Source organism: Devosia sp. Root413D1, from assembly GCF_001425235.1.
GTDB lineage: Bacteria > Pseudomonadota > Alphaproteobacteria > Rhizobiales > Devosiaceae > Devosia_A.
The window spans coordinates 535,332-549,601 of sequence record NZ_LMEA01000009.1 but is presented as its reverse complement, the minus strand read 5'-3'; the positions used below and the strand labels follow the sequence as shown (position 1 = coordinate 549,601).

The following is a 14,270-nucleotide window of genomic DNA, read 5'->3' as shown; positions in this document are numbered from 1 at the left end:
CGCCCATCGCGCTTAAGCCCCGTACGGAATCCACACGTTCTTCACCTGCGTGGCACGGCGCAGGAAGTAATCACCCTCGAATTTCGCCTTGTCGCTCAGGTCGTAGTAGAGGCCGCGGCTGGTCCAGGTCTGCTTGACGTTGCCGGCCGAGGCCTTTTCGACCATGGCGGAGGTTTCGGCGTCGCCGGCGAACCAGATGGCGTCGATGCCGTCATGTTCGGCGAGCGTCTTGGCCAGCACCTTGCTCTCCCCCGTGACGATGTTGAGGACGCCCGAGGGCACGTCGGAGGTTTCGAGCACCTGGTAGAAATCGGTCATCGACAGCGGCGAGCGGTCGGAGGGGACGAGCACCACGGTGTTGCCCATGGCGAGGGCCGGGGCGATGAGGGCAATCGAGCCGAGCAGCGGCCGTGACGGCGGGGCGAGGATGGCCATCGCGCCCAGCGCCTCGACCATGGCGGTCGCCACCATGCGCTGCGGCGGATTGTGCACGGCGCCATCGTATTTGTCGGCCCAGCCGGCGAAGGCGAACAGGCGCTCGACGCTGGCGGCGACTTCGGCGGCGCCATCCTCGCCGGTTTGTGCCCTGAGGCGGGCGGCGAATTCGTCAGCGCGATACTCGAGGTTCTCGGCGAGGAAGTAGAGGATCTGCGCCCGGTTGTGCGCCGAGGTGGTGGCCCAACCCAGTGCCGCGCGGGCTGCCTCTACGGCGTTGCGGATATCCTTGCGATTGCCGTCGCCGACTTCACCGACCAGCGCGCCCGAAGGACCGTGGACCGGCCGGGAGTAACCGCTGTCGGGACGGGCCTGCTTGCCGGCGATGTACATCTTGGCGGTCTGGTCGATGCCGCCCGCATCGTCGAGCGGATTGGCGGACTTGCCGGACTTGGCCGCCGCAGCGACGAAGGGTTTCAGCTCCTTCTCCCACTTCGCCTTCAGGTAGAAGGCCATGCCTTCCCGGCCGCCTTCGCGGCCGAAGCCGGATTCCTTGTAGCCGCCGAAGCCGACCGCAGCGTCGAAATTGTTGGTGGAGTTGATCCAGACCACGCCGGCCTTCAGCTTAGGCGCGATGTCGAGGGCGAGGTTGACGTTCTCGGTCCAGATGGTGGCGGCGAGGCCGTAACGGGTGTTGTTGGCGAGCGCCACCGCTTCCTCGGGAGTTCGGAAGCTCATCTCGACCAGCACCGGCCCGAAGATTTCCTCGTTGGCGACGGTGTTGGCGGTCGACACATTGGTGATCAGCGTCGGCTTGATGAAGCAGCCGCCGCCCGGCACGTCGATATCGGGCTCGTAGAGCTGGCCGCCCTCGGCGACGCCTTTCTTCACCAGGTCGCGGACCCGTTCGACCTGCACCGGGGCGACGAGGGCGCCGATATCCACCGCCTTATCGAGCGGATCGCCGACACGCAGGGTCGACATGCGCTTCTTCAGCTTTTCGAGGAAGCGCTCCTCGATCGACTCCTGGACCAAGAGGCGCGAGCCGGCACAGCAGACCTGGCCCTGGTTGAACCAGATGGCATCGACGAGGCCCTCGATGGCCGAGTCGATATCAGCGTCATCGAAGACGATGTAGGGCGACTTGCCGCCGAGCTCGAGCGAGATGCCCTTGCCGGTGCCAGCCGTGGCCCTCCTGATGATCTTCCCCACCTCGGTCGAGCCGGTGAAGGCGATTTTGTCGATGTCAGGGTGGCCGGTGATGGCGGCGCCGGTATCGCCCTCGCCGGTGACGATGTTGACGACGCCCTTGGGCAGGTGCGCCTTGTCGCAGATTTCGGCGAACAGCAGCGCGGTGAGCGAGGTGAACTCGGCCGGCTTCAGCACCACGGTGTTCCCCGCAGCGAGCGCCGGCGCGATCTTCCAGGCCAGCATCAGCAGCGGGAAATTCCACGGGATGATCTGGCCGCAGACGCCATAGGGCACGTGCTCGGGGAACTCGCGCTCGAGGTGCTGGGCCCAGCCGGCATGGTGGTAGAAATGGCGCGCCACCAGCGGGATATCGACGTCGCGGCTTTCACGGATCGGCTTGCCGTTGTCCATGGTTTCGAGCACGGCGAAGAGGCGCGAATGCTTTTGGATCAACCGGGCGATGGCATAGAGGTATTTGCCACGCTGGTAGCCCGAGAGGGCGGCCCAGGGCTTGAAGGCGGCGCGGGCAGCCTTCACCGCCGCATCGACGTCGGCGGCGGTGCCATCGGTGACCTGGGCGAGGACCTTGCCGTTGGCTGGGTTCTCGGAGGCAAAGGTCTTGCCCGGCTTGGTCCACGCGCCGTTGATGAAATGGCCGAACGTGTTGTCGTGCGCGGCAAGCCAGGCGAGGGCGACATCGGCGGACTCCGGGGCCGGGCCGTAGTCGAGGGAGGTGAAGATTTCGGCGATTTTGTTCATTTCATTCTCCAACGAGGGAGTATGTGGCCTGCCCCTCATCCGCCCTTCGGGCACCTTCTCCCTCAAGGGGAGAAGGGAGGAGCCGAGAGTTCTCAGTCATGTCCCCCTCTCCCCTTGAGGGAGAGGGTGGCGCGTAGCGCCGGGCGAGGGGCAGAACCATCACACCATCGGCATCCGGTAGTCGGCGGCGTAGTGCCCGGTCAGCGTGTGCTCGAGCTGCCGCTCGATGTCAGTCAGCAGGGAACTCGCGCCGAACCTGAACAGATGCGGCTGCAGCCAGTGGGTGCCGAGCTCTTCCTTGATCAGCGCCATGTAGTCGAGCGACAGTTTGGCCGTGGCGATGCCGCCGGCCGGCTTGTAGCCGACCTCGATGCCGGTCTCCTCGTGGAACCAGCGGATCATCCGCACCATCGACAGCGAGGTCTGGAGGTTGGCGTTGACCTTTTCCTTGCCGGTCGAGGTCTTGATGAAGTCGGCGCCGGCCAGCATGCAGACCAGCGAGGCCTTGGCGACATTGGTCTGCGTCGCCAGTTCGCCAGTGCCCAGGATGGTCTTGATGTGAGCATCGCCGCAGGCCTTCCGCATGGCCCGGACTTCGTCGTAGAGCGCCTGCCAGTCGCCGCGCAGCACCATGCCGCGCTCGATGACGATGTCGATCTCGTTGGCGCCGTCAGCCACCGAAGCCTCGATCTCGGCGAGGCGGGTCGAGAGCGGCGCGAGGCCATGCGGGAACGCCGTGGAGACTGCCGCGACATTGATGCCGGTGCCCTTGAGGGCATCGACCGCGGTCTTGACGAAGGAGTGGTAGACGCAGACGGCGGCCGGCTTCACCTCGAGGTCGGCAACGCCAAGACCGTCGATGATATCCTGCCGGACCGGGTGGCGGGCCTTGGCGCAGAGCCGCTCGACCCGGCCCGGGGTGTCGTCGGAGTTGAGCGTCGTCAGGTCCATCAGGGTGATGGCCTTCAACAGCCAGGCAGCCTGCCAGTCCTTCTTCACCGTACGGCGGGCCGGCAGCGTCGCGGCGCGACGCTCGAGCGCCGAACGGTTCATGCGGACGCGCTCGACCCAATCGAGATCGAGTGGGAAGCCTGGATTTCTGCGGTGCGAAGAGGCGGGAGCCTCGATCGGCTTTGATTTCGCGGGCTTTGCAGCAGCGGGGTCGACGACGCGAAGTTCCATGGATGGCCTCCTTGCGCCTTACCGGTTAGCCCGGCTTTGCGGCAGTACGTTGAATGGCATTATCGGCCCAAAAACTCGGGGCCGAAAGAGTGCGGGAGCAGCTGTGCGATGGTCTGCTCGAGCGGCGTGCCGTCGATGCCGTGCGAAACGACGACGACGTCCTGATCGGCGAACTCGCGGATGCGCTGGCGGCAGCCGCCGCACGGGGTGACGGGCGTCGTGCCCGGCCCGGTGGTGTAGACGCGCTTGATGCGTTTGGCGCCGCCGGCGAGCATGGCCGCGATGGCCGAGGGCTCGGCGCAGTTGCCGACCGGATAGGCGGCGTTCTCGACATTGCAGCCGACATAGATCTTGCCGTCATCGGCGAGGATGGCGGTGCCGACCTGGAAGTTCGAATAGGGCGCGTAGGCCTTGGCGCGAACGGCTTCAGCGGCAGCCAGCAGCTGCGGGTCCAGCGGATGAGGCATCAGCGTTCCTTGGTGTAGGCGACGCCACCGGCCTTGGGGCCGACGGCCTTGCCGATGAAGCCGGCCAGGAGGATCACCGTCAGCAGGTAGGGCAGCGCCTGGATGGCCTGCACCGGCACGCCGACGCCGAAAATCTCGGCGCCCTGCAGGCGGATCTGCAGCGCATCGAGGAAGCCGAACAGCAGGCAGGTGAACATCGCCGGCACCGGCTTCCATTTGGCGAAGATCAGCGCGGCGAGCGCGATAAACCCCTTGCCGGCGGTCATGTTGTTGCCGAAGCCGGAACCCTGGGCGATCGAGAAGAACGCCCCGGCGAGGCCGCAAAGCAGCCCGGTGATCAGCACCGCCTGATAGCGGAGGCGAGTAACCGAGATGCCGGCGGTATCCACCGCTTTGGGGTTCTCGCCAACGGCGCGCAGCCTGAGGCCGAAGCGGGTGCGATAGAGCACCCACCAGGTGATCGGCACGGCGAGGAAGGCGACATAGACCAGGATGTTGTGGCCGGAGATCAGCTCGGAATAGATCTGCCCGAGGATCGGAACACCGGCGAGCTCGTTGGCAAACGGCAGGTCGATGTTCTGGAAACGGCCGGTGACCGGGAGCTGCGGGGTGCGCCCACCCTGCCCGAACCACTGGATGCCGAGGAAGGTGGTGAGGCCGGCCGCCAGCATGTTGATGGCGACGCCGGCGATCAGCTGGTTGCCGCGCAGCGTGATGGCGGCAGCACCCTGCAGCCCTGCCGTGGTGATCGAGACGGCAAGGCCGGCAAGCAGCCCGAGCCAGACATTGGCGGTGACCGCGGCGACGGCGGCAGCGGCAAAAGCCGAGGCCAGCATCTTGCCCTCGAGGCCGATGTCGAACACGCCGGCGCGCTCGGAATAGAGCCCGGCAAGGCAGGCGAGCAGCAGCGGCGTCGACAGCCGCAGCGTCGCGTCGAGGGTGGAGAGGATGAGACCGAGATCCATGGCTCAGCTCCCCGACTTGACGCTATTGGCCTCGACCGCCGCAGCCTTCTGGCGCGGTGACAAGGTCATGAACACACGCTGCAGGCCGGGGCGGAACAGCCCTTCCATGGCGCCGGTGAACAGGATGACCAGCGCCTGGATGACGACGACCATTTCCTTGCTCAACCCCGGGATCACGTATTGCAGCTCGTTGCCGCCCTGGTAGAGCGCTCCGAACAGCACCGCGGCGAGGAGGATGCCGATCGGATGGTTGCGCCCCATCAGCGCTACGGCGATGCCGACGAAGCCGGCATCGGCGACGTAATCGAGCACCAGCCGGTACTGCACGCCGACCACCTGGTTGACCGCCACCATGCCGGCGAGCGCGCCGGACATGGTCATGACGATCATGATGATGCGGCTGTTGGACATGCCGGCATAGCGGGTGGCCGTCGGGTTCTGACCCAGCGCCCGCATGGCGAAGCCGAAGCGGGTGTGCCAGATGAGGATGTAGGCGCCGACGAGGCAGAGCAACGCCAGCAGCAGCGTGAAGTTGACGTCGGTGTTCTTGAACCACGGAATGAAGGCGCCGAGTTTCGGCATGCGGCCTTCGGGGGCGATCATCGCCGATTCTGGCGCGAGGATGCCCGCCGGCTTCAACACGTTCACCACCATGTAGACCATGATCGCCGCGGCGATGAAGTTGAACATGATGGTGGTGATGACGACGTGCGAGCCGCGCTTGGCCTGCAGCCACCCGGGAATGAAGCCCCAGAGCCCACCCACCGCCGCGCCGGCGACGACGGCGATGGGGAAGGTGATCCACCAGGGCAGGAACTGCAGCGGCAGCGCCACGGCGATGACGCCGAGGCCGGCGATATAGGCCTGGCCGTTCCCGCCGATGTTGAACAGCCCGGCATGGGCGGCCACCGCCACCGCAATGCCGGTGAAGATGAAGTTGGTCGAGTAGTAGAGCGTGTAGCCGAAATTGTAGCCATTGCCGAAGGCGCCGGTGACGATGGCGTTGAGCGCCGCCAGCGGATCCTGCCCGATGGCGAGCACGACGAGGCCGGAAACGATGAAGGCCAGCGCCAGGTTGAGAATCGGCAACAGGACCACGTCGGCCCAGCGCGGCAGCGGTTTGAGGATGGCGCTACTCATTCGGCTGCCGCCTTTTTGTCGGTGACGCCGGCCATCATCAGGCCGAGCTCGCCTTCGGTGGCGGTGGCGGGGTCGGCTTCGCCGACGATGTGGCCATCGAACATCACGAGGATGCGGTCGGCCAGCGAACGGATTTCGTCGAGCTCGACCGAGACCACGAGGATCGCCTTGCCGGCATCGCGCATCTTGATGATCTGGTTGTGGATGAACTCGATGGCGCCAATATCGACGCCGCGGGTCGGCTGACCGACGATCAAGACGTCCGGGTTGCGCTCCATCTCGCGAGCGAGCACGATCTTCTGCTGGTTGCCGCCGGAGAAGTTGGCGGTCTTCAGCCGCTCGTTGGCCGGGCGGATGTCGAACTTCTTGATGCGCTCGCGGGCCTGGGCCTGCGCTGCCGGGATGTCGAGGATGATGCCCTTGCCATAGGCCGGGTCATCCTCGTAGCCGAGCATGGCGTTTTCCCATTCTTCGAAGGCGGTGATCAGGCCCATGCGCTGGCGGTCTTCGGGCACGTGGGCGAGACCGGCCTTGCGGGCACGATGTGCGCCGTCATCGCCTTCGAGCGACAGTGGCGTGCCCTTCAGGCGGACAATGCCGCTCGCCTGGTCGCGCATGCCGGAAACGGATTCGAGCAGTTCGGACTGCCCGTTACCGGCGACCCCGGCAATGCCGACGATCTCGCCGGCCCGCACGGTGAAGCTCACATCCTTGACCCGGGTGACGCCGAGGTCGTCCTTGACCACGAGGTTTTCGACCGAGAGGAAGGTATCGCCCGGCTTGGCGGCGGTCTTTTCGACACGCAGCAGCACGCGGCGGCCGACCATCAGCTCGGCCAGCTGCTCGGGGTTGGTCTCCGAGGTCTTGAGCGTATCCACCATGGCGCCCTGGCGCATGACCGACACATAGTCGGTGATGGCCATGATCTCGCGCAGCTTGTGGGTGATGAGAATGATGGTCTTGCCCTGGTCGCGCAGGGTGCGGAGCACGCGGAACAGGTCGTCCGCCTCGGCCGGGGTGAGCACCCCGGTCGGCTCATCGAGGATCAAGACATCGGCGCCGCGATAGAGCGCCTTCAGAATTTCGACGCGCTGCTGGGTGCCGACCGAGACGTCCTCGATGATGGCATCGGGATTGACGTCGAGGCGGTATTCCTTGGCGAGGCGGGTCAGTTCCTTCTTCGCGCGATCGAGGCTGGGGCCGAGCAGCGCGCTATCCTCGGCGCCGAGTACGACGTTCTCGAGGATGGAGAAGTTGTCGACCAGCATGAAGTGCTGGTGCACCATGCCGATGCCGAGCGCCAGCGCGTGGCGGCTGTCGGTGATGGCATGGGGGGTGCCGTTGACGCGGATCTCGCCGCTATCGGCAGTGTAGAAGCCATAGAGGATCGACATCAGCGTCGACTTGCCGGCGCCGTTTTCGCCGACGATGCCATGCACCGTGCCGCGACGGACTTTCAGGTCGATGTCCTTGTTGGCATGCACGGCGCCGAAGCGCTTGTTGATGCCGGTCAGCTCGATCGCCAGATCGGTCTGGGCCAGATCAGATGCAGCGGCCCCGGAAGGCCGCTGCTGAAGGTTGTCGCCGTTCTGCACGGGTTCGGTCACGCGAGGGACCTTACGGGCAGGTGTTGTCGGCGGTGTAGTCGTGGACGGTGATCGCGCCCGACTGGATGTCAGCCGAGAACTTGTCGACCGCCGTCTTGATATCGTCGGTGATCAGCGCCTTGTTGTTGTCGTCGAGAGCATAACCGACGCCGTTTTCCTTGAGGCCGAGCACGGTAAGGCCGGGCTTGAAGTTCGCGTCGGTGAGCGAGCTCTGCACGGCGACGTCGACGCGCTTCAGCATCGAGGTCAGCACCGAGCCGGGGTGCAGGTAGTTCTGGTTGCTGTCGACGCCGATCGAGAACTTGCCTGCGTCGGCAGCGGCCTGCAGCACGCCGAGGCCCGAACCGCCGGCGGCGGCGAAGACCACGTCGGCGCCAGCGTCGAACTGCGCCTTGGTCAGCTCACCAGCGGTGACCGGGTCGTTCCAGGCGGCCGGGGTGGTGCCGGTATAGTTTTCGATGATCTTCACGTCGGCCTTGGCGGCCTTGGCGCCCTGGGCGTAGCCGCAGTAGAACTTGTGGATGATCGGCACGTCCATGCCGCCCACGAAGCCCACGGTGCCGGTAGCCGACTTCAGCGCCGCGATGGCGCCGACGAGGAACGAACCGGTGTGCTCGTCGAAGATGATCGACTGCACGTTCGGCGCATCGACGACGGCGTCGATCACCACGAAGTGGGTATCGGGGAACTCGGCGGCGACAGTGCCGAGCGCGGTGCCCCAGGAGAAGCCGGCCATCACGATCGGGTTGGCGCCCTGCGAAGCGAAGCGGCGGAGCGCCTGCTCGCGCTGCGCATCGTTCTGCAGCTCGAGATCGGTGAAGCTGCCACCGGTTTCCTTCTTCCAGGCCTCGGCGCCGTTATAGGCCGCCTCGTTGAAGGACTTATCGAATTTGCCGCCCAGGTCGTAAATGACCGCCGGATCGGCGAGCGCAGCACCAGCGGCGAGCACCGACAGCGCCACGCCAGCCGCGAGCGCAGAAATGCGCTTGGTGAAATAGTTCATGGATCAGTCTCCCTGTATCGCGTCCGGCAACGGCACATGCCGCCCTGACAGCCCGGCGCGTTGGGAGGAATACAATCCTGCAAACCGGCGCTCTGCAAGAGGGAGCTGCGCAAATTTTGACCAAGTGGGCAAAATTCGTGCGGGGAAGGTTTACGCGCGTGCGCGGCGAGGTGATGACACCCTCACCCCGAGATCGGCTTCACCTCGACGCCCATGGCTTCGCCGAAGCGTTCGAAGAAGCCGTCGATGAGCTTCTGCGCGGAGTTGCCGATCAGCGACTTGCCCAGCTTCATGATGCCGCCATCGGCCCCGCCATTGGCAGTAAACACCAATTGGGTGTGCTCGCCGGCATCTGAAAGCACGATGTCGGCGGCGGCCTCGGCCTTGCCGAGCAGCCCACCGCGACCCTTGCCGGCAAGCGTGTAGCTCTCGGCCGGCACAACGTTGCGCAGCTCCAGGTCGCCGGAAAACACCGGCTGCATCAGGCCGAGATTGACCTCGATCTCCAGCTCCAGCGTGGTCTCGCCGGTCCAGTCGATGCGACGGCAGCCGGGAATGATGGCTTTCAGCACCTGGGTGTCGTTGAGCGCCCGCCAGACCGCGAGCCGGGGCGCCGAAACGAGGTACCTGCCGCCGAATTCCATGCCGTCATTTCCTCGCCATTGTGCCGTCCGAAACCAAGCTAGTGCGCGGGATCGGGATGGACAACCGCGGCGGCGCTGCAACGGTTGTCGCAAACTTCTGCTGATGCCCTTTTCGTGAGGCTTTTAAGCACCATATCGCGCAAAACAGGCGCGGCCGATATAAGCAACATTGGCAACTGACGCCGAGAACGTGAATCATGTCACCCCAAGGTGACCGATAGAGGGAAACGCATCCAAATGGCCACTGAAGTGATGGAAAAGCCCCTGCAGTATCTCGACAAGGCGATGGGGGCGATCAAGCAGCTCGGCATTTGGCCCGAGCAGACAGGCGAGCAGCCGATCACTGGTCTCTTGAACGAGATCACCGGCCTCGACGAAAACAAGGTCATCCTGATCGGCCGCACGCTGACCCAGGCGAGCGCCTTCAACGAGGTGGTGCGCAGCCAGGTCGCGGCGATGAATGTCGGCGAGCGCTACGAAGACATCACCAACGGCTTCAACTCGATCCGCGACGACGCCAAGGGCATGGTCGACCAGCTCGACGACGGCAAGCTCGACCTGATGGAGCGGGTTTCCAACGTCTGGATGAAGGTCAGCCGCGGCGACATCGCCTCGCGTTTCGACAAGATCCGCAACATCTATCTCGATGTCTCCAAGGAGACCAAGAACCAGGTCGACCGCGAGCACACCATCCTCGAGGCCTATCGCGATTTCCGCGGCGCGCTGAAGCAGTCCGAAGTGATGGCGCTCGAACTGCTCGACGTCGCGACCAAGAAGCTCGACGACAAGAAGGTGATCCTGAAGGCGGCCGGCGACGCACTCGCGGCGTTCACCGCCGGCACGCCGGCGGATCGCGCCAAGCTCGAGATGGACCGCGACGAGAAGCTGCGCGACCTGCAGAACGAGGAGCGCCGCTACCAGATCGCCAAGGACCTGAGCGACAACCTCACCATCTCCTACTCCACTTCCGAAGTGGTAATGGCGCGGCTGATGCAGACGACGCAGGCCAAGGAGCGCGTCTACCAGCAGGCGATTTCGTTCTTTTCGACCAACGAGACGGTGTTCACCGCGCTCAGTGCCTCGTTCACCGGGCTGTTCGGCCTGCATGAATCGACCGAGACGCTGAACGCCATGAAGGAAGGCATGTCCAAGAGCCTCGAAACGCTCTCGGAGATCGGCGACCGGGTGGGCGAAGCGGCGGTGCGGGCCGGGTACGGTCCGACCATCCGCGCCGATGCGGTCAAGAAGCTGGTCGACTCGGTGGTGACGTTCCAGGAAAAGTCGCGCGTCATCATCAACGAGATGCGCGATGCAGCGACCAAGAACTCGGCCGAGATCCGCGATGCGGTCGAAGACGGCAAGCGCCGTTTGGCGCAGCTGGCTGCCGACGGCAACGCGCTGATCCTCGAAGAAAAGAAGGCCTAATTTGGAGCGCGAACGGGCTCGACCATGAGCACGACGACGGCGACCGCCGAGAAGGCCCCGCTGGACGAGGTGATGCTGGCGATGGACGTGGTCGACACGCTCCGTCACCGGCAGGACCTGGTCGAACGCGAACTCGCGGGCGATGCCCGCGAGAAGCAGCTGATCGAAAAGCTGCGCGAGATCTATCAGCAGCAGGGCATCGAGGTGACCGACGCAGTGCTCATGGCGGGCGTGAAAGCGCTCGACGAGAGCCGCTTCGTTTACACGCCGCCCAAGCCGAGCCTTGGGGTCAGCCTCGCCAAGCTCTATGTCGGCCGCAAGAAATGGGGCCCGGCGGCACTGGCGATCGCGCTGATCCTGGTGGTTGGTCTGGGCGGCTATTTCTTCGCCTACCGGCCGTACCAACAGGCGCAGGTCGAAGGGGCGCGGGTCGAGCTCAGCGAGAAGCTGCCGGCCGAGATGGATGCGCTGTACCAGTCGATCTTCGAAGAGACCAAGGTGCAGCAGGCGGTGACCGAGGCCGAGCAGATACGGGGGCGCGGCAAGACCGCCGCGGCCGAAGGCAACCGCGCCGGCGCCGAGCAGGCAATCGCCTCGCTCACCGGGCTGCGCGACCAGATCCGGCAGGAATACCAGTTGAGGATCGTCAACCGCGAGGGGCAGAAAACCGGGTTCTGGACCTTCCCCGAGGTCAATACGGCGGCGACCAACTACTACGTGGTGGTCGAGGCGATCGGCGATGACGGCAAGCCGCTGACGCTGCCGGTCACCAACGAGGAAAACAGCGAGACCGAGAACGTCGCCGTCTGGGGTGTGCGGGTGCCGGAAAGCACCTATCGCGCAGTGGAGAGCGACAAGAAGGATGACGGCATCCTGCAGCGCAATATCCTCGGGCTGAAGGAATACGGCTTCCTCGACGTCGACTACGTCATGCCCGTGCTGGGTGGAGCGGTGACACGGTGGTGAGAACCTGCACATCGACGCTACTGCGCCGGCTATCTGGCACGGAGACCCTGCGCTTCCGGTGCTCACGTATTGGCATACGCTCCGCTCCGGTTCTCGGGTGCTCCGCACCATCTGACTCGGCGCAGCGAGTCACTGTGCAGGTTCTGTCATGAGCCTTTCCGGACCCGAGGCCCTGCGCTCCCTCGACGAGGCGCTGCGCGACATCCGCCGCGAGGAGGACGAGATCGCCAAGCGCCTGGCGCGCTCGGCTGAACTCGTCACCAAGTTCAAGGAAACCGAGAGCGAGCTGCTGCGGCAGCTGGCCGAAGTACGGCTCGACCCGGCCTCGCAGGCGGCGCTGGCCGGCCGGTTGAGCCAGGCCGAGGTAAAGGCACGCGAGATGCTGAGCCGGCACGGCGCGGAGCTCAGCGCGGCGGAAGGCGAACTCAAGGGGCTCGACAAGCAGATCGCGGCGCTCGCCAAGGAACGGACCGAGCAGGCGGCAGCAGTCGACAAGGCGCAGGCCGAGCTGAAGGCGCTGGCCGACCGGGTAGCCGTGGAAGCGGTGAAGAACCCTGAATATGCGGAAAGGCGCAAGGCCGCCGAGCAGTTGGCGCACATCGCCGAAGAGAGCCTGCGCAAGACCCAGCAGGCCGAGGCGGACCGCGAGCAGAAGGGCAAGCCCTACCGCGACGACCAGCTGTTCATGTATCTGTGGGAGCGCGGCTTCGGGACCAAGAACTACCGCGAGAACAACCTGATCCAGTATTTCGACGGCCTGATCGCCGGGCTGGTCGGCTTCCCCGAGGCGCGGGCGAATTTCGCCATGCTGAACGAGATCCCGCTCAGGCTGCGTGAGCATGCCGACCGCCAGGAGCAGATCGCGATGGCGGCGCAGGAAGAAGTGACCAAGCTCGAAAAGGCGGCGGTGGACGCGGCCGGTGGGCGGCCGACGCGCGAGCTGCTGGAGAAGGCCGAGGCGCGGATCGCGGCGATCGACCAGGAGATGGTCGGGGCCGAGGACAAGCGCGACGAGCGCGCCCGGGCGCAGCGCGAACTGGCGCAGGGGAGCGACCCGGCGTTCAGCGCGGCGGTGAGCGGGCTGGCCGAAGCGCTGGGCCGCGAGGACATCCAGACGCTGCTCGCCGAAGCGCGGGCCACCGAGACCGGGCAGGACGACACCATCGTCAAGCAGATCGACGAATCCCGCCAGCGGGCCATCGAGGAAGACGGCGACAGCCGCGAGCAGAAAGCCCGGCTGAAGACGCTGGCAGCGCGGCGGCGCGAGCTCGAGGATATCCAGTACGAGTTCAAGAAGCAGAATTTCGATAACCCGCGCTCGACCTTCCGCGAGGACAAGCTGGTCGGCGATTTGCTCAACGATTTTCTGCGTGGCGGCATCACCGCGGCCGACTATTGGGGCCAGTGGCGGCGCAGCCAGAACTGGACCGGCGGGGTGCAGCCGCAACAGCAGCGGCAGGACTCGCCGTGGGGCGGCAATTCGGGCGGCGGCTTCAGCTGGCCGGATTCGAGCTTCGGCGGCGGCGCTTCGGGCGGCCGTCGCGACGGCGGTTTTGGCGGCGGTTGGGGGCGGCTCCCCGGCAGCGGCGGTGGCGGCTTTGGCGGCGGCGGTTCCAGTGGTGGTGGCGGCGGCTTCTCGCGCCCCCGTACCGGCTCCAGCGGCAACCGCACCAGCGGCGGCTTCAAGACGGGTGGCGGGTTCTAAGGCAGCTCACTTCGGGCACCGGCGCCGCCGGTGCAAGGTTGGCATCCAGTCAGAACGGACCCCTCAGGCGGCGCGGCCGTCGTTTCCGAGCTTGGTCCTGAGGCCGATGCAGTAGCCAATCACCATGATCACGCCGGCGGCGAGGCCGCCGGTTCCGATGGTCATGGCCAGGGGGAGCGGGGCAAAGGCCCAGAAGCCGGCGTAGACGAGACCGCTCAGCGCCAGCACCCAGCCGGAGAACCTGGCGACTTGCCGCGCCAGTGCGCTGGGCGCGATCGCCTTGGGCGCCCGGTTGCCGTAATAGGCAATCACCAGCCCGTTCATCGCGACGACCCGCTTCGTCGTTTCCGGATCGATGTAGCCGTGCTCGCGCGCGAACCGTGCGGCCAGCGCCACGATTACGATGGCGGTTGCCCAGGCGAGGGCTACGAGGATTTCCTTCTTCATCGCACGGTCTCCAGCTTTGTCGGCGTTGCCTCGGTCCCGATGCCGAACGAATGCGCAAAACCCAGCAGCGCCTCTTCGAGCACCGATAGTTTCAGGTGATAGATAATGGACTTGCCAGCCTTTTCGGCATGCACCAGGTCGGCGTCCTTCAGCACGGCGAAATGCGCCGACATGGTGGGCTTGGAGACGTCGAAATGTCTGCTGAGCTCACCCGCACTCATCGGCCCCGCTTGCAGCAGTTGCAGCACGCGGCGGCGGGTCGGATCGGCAAGGGCTTTGAACACCAAACTCATGATTCGATGATTAGCTAATCATCGAATTGAAGTCAAGTCGG

13 protein-coding genes are annotated in these 14,270 nt (G+C 65.5%); 3 read left to right on the top strand and 10 right to left on the bottom strand.

What is annotated here, in order from left to right; translation table 11 throughout:
* Window positions 1–12: 12 nt before the first annotated feature.
* The 8 genes from ASC89_RS14580 to ASC89_RS14545 form a co-directional block, all read right to left on the bottom strand.
* Complete coding sequence (locus ASC89_RS14580; RefSeq protein ID WP_055998925.1) at window positions 13–2,385, bottom strand: aldehyde dehydrogenase family protein; 2,373 nt, start codon at window positions 2,383–2,385, stop codon at window positions 13–15.
* A gap of 159 nt (window positions 2,386–2,544) precedes the next feature.
* Window positions 2,545–3,567 carry a deoxyribose-phosphate aldolase gene (gene deoC, locus ASC89_RS14575; RefSeq protein ID WP_055877130.1) on the bottom strand — a complete coding sequence of 341 codons (1,023 nt, stop codon included), beginning with the start codon at window positions 3,565–3,567 and terminating at the stop codon, window positions 2,545–2,547.
* A gap of 59 nt (window positions 3,568–3,626) precedes the next feature.
* The gene (locus ASC89_RS14570) at window positions 3,627–4,034 is read right to left on the bottom strand and encodes a cytidine deaminase (RefSeq protein WP_055998920.1); all 408 of its coding nucleotides are present in this window, start codon (window positions 4,032–4,034) and stop codon (window positions 3,627–3,629) included.
* Window positions 4,034–4,999, bottom strand: a complete 966-nt coding sequence (locus ASC89_RS14565; protein ID WP_055998918.1) for an ABC transporter permease — start codon at window positions 4,997–4,999, stop codon at window positions 4,034–4,036. Before ASC89_RS14565 ends, ASC89_RS14570 begins: the two co-directional genes overlap by 1 nt.
* 3 nt (window positions 5,000–5,002) lie before the next feature.
* Window positions 5,003–6,139 (bottom strand): ABC transporter permease, encoded by a 1,137-nt coding sequence (locus ASC89_RS14560; RefSeq protein WP_055998916.1) that lies wholly within the window; start codon window positions 6,137–6,139, stop codon window positions 5,003–5,005.
* Complete coding sequence (locus tag ASC89_RS14555; protein ID WP_055999037.1) at window positions 6,136–7,680, bottom strand: ABC transporter ATP-binding protein; 1,545 nt, start codon at window positions 7,678–7,680, stop codon at window positions 6,136–6,138. Before ASC89_RS14555 ends, ASC89_RS14560 begins: the two co-directional genes overlap by 4 nt.
* 76 nt (window positions 7,681–7,756) lie before the next feature.
* Window positions 7,757–8,749 carry a BMP family protein gene (locus ASC89_RS14550; RefSeq protein ID WP_055877118.1) on the bottom strand — a complete coding sequence of 331 codons (993 nt, stop codon included), beginning with the start codon at window positions 8,747–8,749 and terminating at the stop codon, window positions 7,757–7,759.
* A 182-nt stretch (window positions 8,750–8,931) separates the two neighbouring features.
* The gene (locus ASC89_RS14545; protein ID WP_055998914.1) at window positions 8,932–9,393 is read right to left on the bottom strand and encodes a CoxG family protein; all 462 of its coding nucleotides are present in this window, start codon (window positions 9,391–9,393) and stop codon (window positions 8,932–8,934) included.
* 237 nt (window positions 9,394–9,630) lie between these two features.
* On the opposite strand from ASC89_RS14545, the gene ASC89_RS14540 reads away from it, so the two are divergent.
* The 3 genes from ASC89_RS14540 to ASC89_RS14530 all read left to right on the top strand — a co-directional run bounded on the left by ASC89_RS14540 (window position 9,631) and on the right by ASC89_RS14530 (window position 13,489).
* A complete protein-coding gene (locus ASC89_RS14540; protein WP_055877111.1) occupies window positions 9,631–10,818 on the top strand; it encodes a hypothetical protein in 1,188 nt (395 codons plus the stop codon).
* A gap of 24 nt (window positions 10,819–10,842) precedes the next feature.
* Complete coding sequence (locus tag ASC89_RS14535; protein ID WP_055877110.1) at window positions 10,843–11,784, top strand: DUF6384 family protein; 942 nt, start codon at window positions 10,843–10,845, stop codon at window positions 11,782–11,784.
* Window positions 11,785–11,932: 148 nt separating this feature from the next.
* A complete protein-coding gene (locus ASC89_RS14530; protein ID WP_055877108.1) occupies window positions 11,933–13,489 on the top strand; it encodes a hypothetical protein in 1,557 nt (518 codons plus the stop codon).
* Between the two features lie 63 nt (window positions 13,490–13,552).
* On the opposite strand, the gene ASC89_RS14525 is transcribed toward ASC89_RS14530, so the two are convergent.
* Together ASC89_RS14525 and ASC89_RS14520 are read right to left on the bottom strand one after the other, a co-directional pair.
* A complete protein-coding gene (locus tag ASC89_RS14525; protein ID WP_055998912.1) occupies window positions 13,553–13,936 on the bottom strand; it encodes a hypothetical protein in 384 nt (127 codons plus the stop codon).
* Window positions 13,933–14,229, bottom strand: coding sequence for an autorepressor SdpR family transcription factor (locus ASC89_RS14520; RefSeq protein WP_055877103.1), 297 nt, complete (start codon window positions 14,227–14,229; stop codon window positions 13,933–13,935). The genes ASC89_RS14525 and ASC89_RS14520 overlap by 4 nt, the downstream gene beginning before the upstream one ends.
* Between the last annotated feature and the right edge of the window lie 41 nt (window positions 14,230–14,270).

Bases quoted from the DNA above. Each gene is read 5' to 3' on its own strand.
- ASC89_RS14580 (WP_055998925.1), bottom strand. From the start codon at position 2,385: ATGAACAAAATCGCCGAAATCTTCACCTCCCTCGACTACGGCCCGGCC.
- deoC (WP_055877130.1), bottom strand. From the start codon at position 3,567: ATGGAACTTCGCGTCGTCGACCCCGCTGCTGCAAAGCCCGCGAAATCA.
- ASC89_RS14570 (WP_055998920.1), bottom strand. From the start codon at position 4,034: ATGCCTCATCCGCTGGACCCGCAGCTGCTGGCTGCCGCTGAAGCCGTT.
- ASC89_RS14565 (WP_055998918.1), bottom strand. From the start codon at position 4,999: ATGGATCTCGGTCTCATCCTCTCCACCCTCGACGCGACGCTGCGGCTG.
- ASC89_RS14560 (WP_055998916.1), bottom strand. From the start codon at position 6,139: ATGAGTAGCGCCATCCTCAAACCGCTGCCGCGCTGGGCCGACGTGGTC.
- ASC89_RS14550 (WP_055877118.1), bottom strand. From the start codon at position 8,749: ATGAACTATTTCACCAAGCGCATTTCTGCGCTCGCGGCTGGCGTGGCG.
- ASC89_RS14545 (WP_055998914.1), bottom strand. From the start codon at position 9,393: ATGGAATTCGGCGGCAGGTACCTCGTTTCGGCGCCCCGGCTCGCGGTC.
- ASC89_RS14540 (WP_055877111.1), top strand. From the start codon at position 9,631: ATGGCCACTGAAGTGATGGAAAAGCCCCTGCAGTATCTCGACAAGGCG.
- ASC89_RS14535 (WP_055877110.1), top strand. From the start codon at position 10,843: ATGAGCACGACGACGGCGACCGCCGAGAAGGCCCCGCTGGACGAGGTG.
- ASC89_RS14530 (WP_055877108.1), top strand. From the start codon at position 11,933: ATGAGCCTTTCCGGACCCGAGGCCCTGCGCTCCCTCGACGAGGCGCTG.
- ASC89_RS14525 (WP_055998912.1), bottom strand. From the start codon at position 13,936: ATGAAGAAGGAAATCCTCGTAGCCCTCGCCTGGGCAACCGCCATCGTA.
- ASC89_RS14520 (WP_055877103.1), bottom strand. From the start codon at position 14,229: ATGAGTTTGGTGTTCAAAGCCCTTGCCGATCCGACCCGCCGCCGCGTG.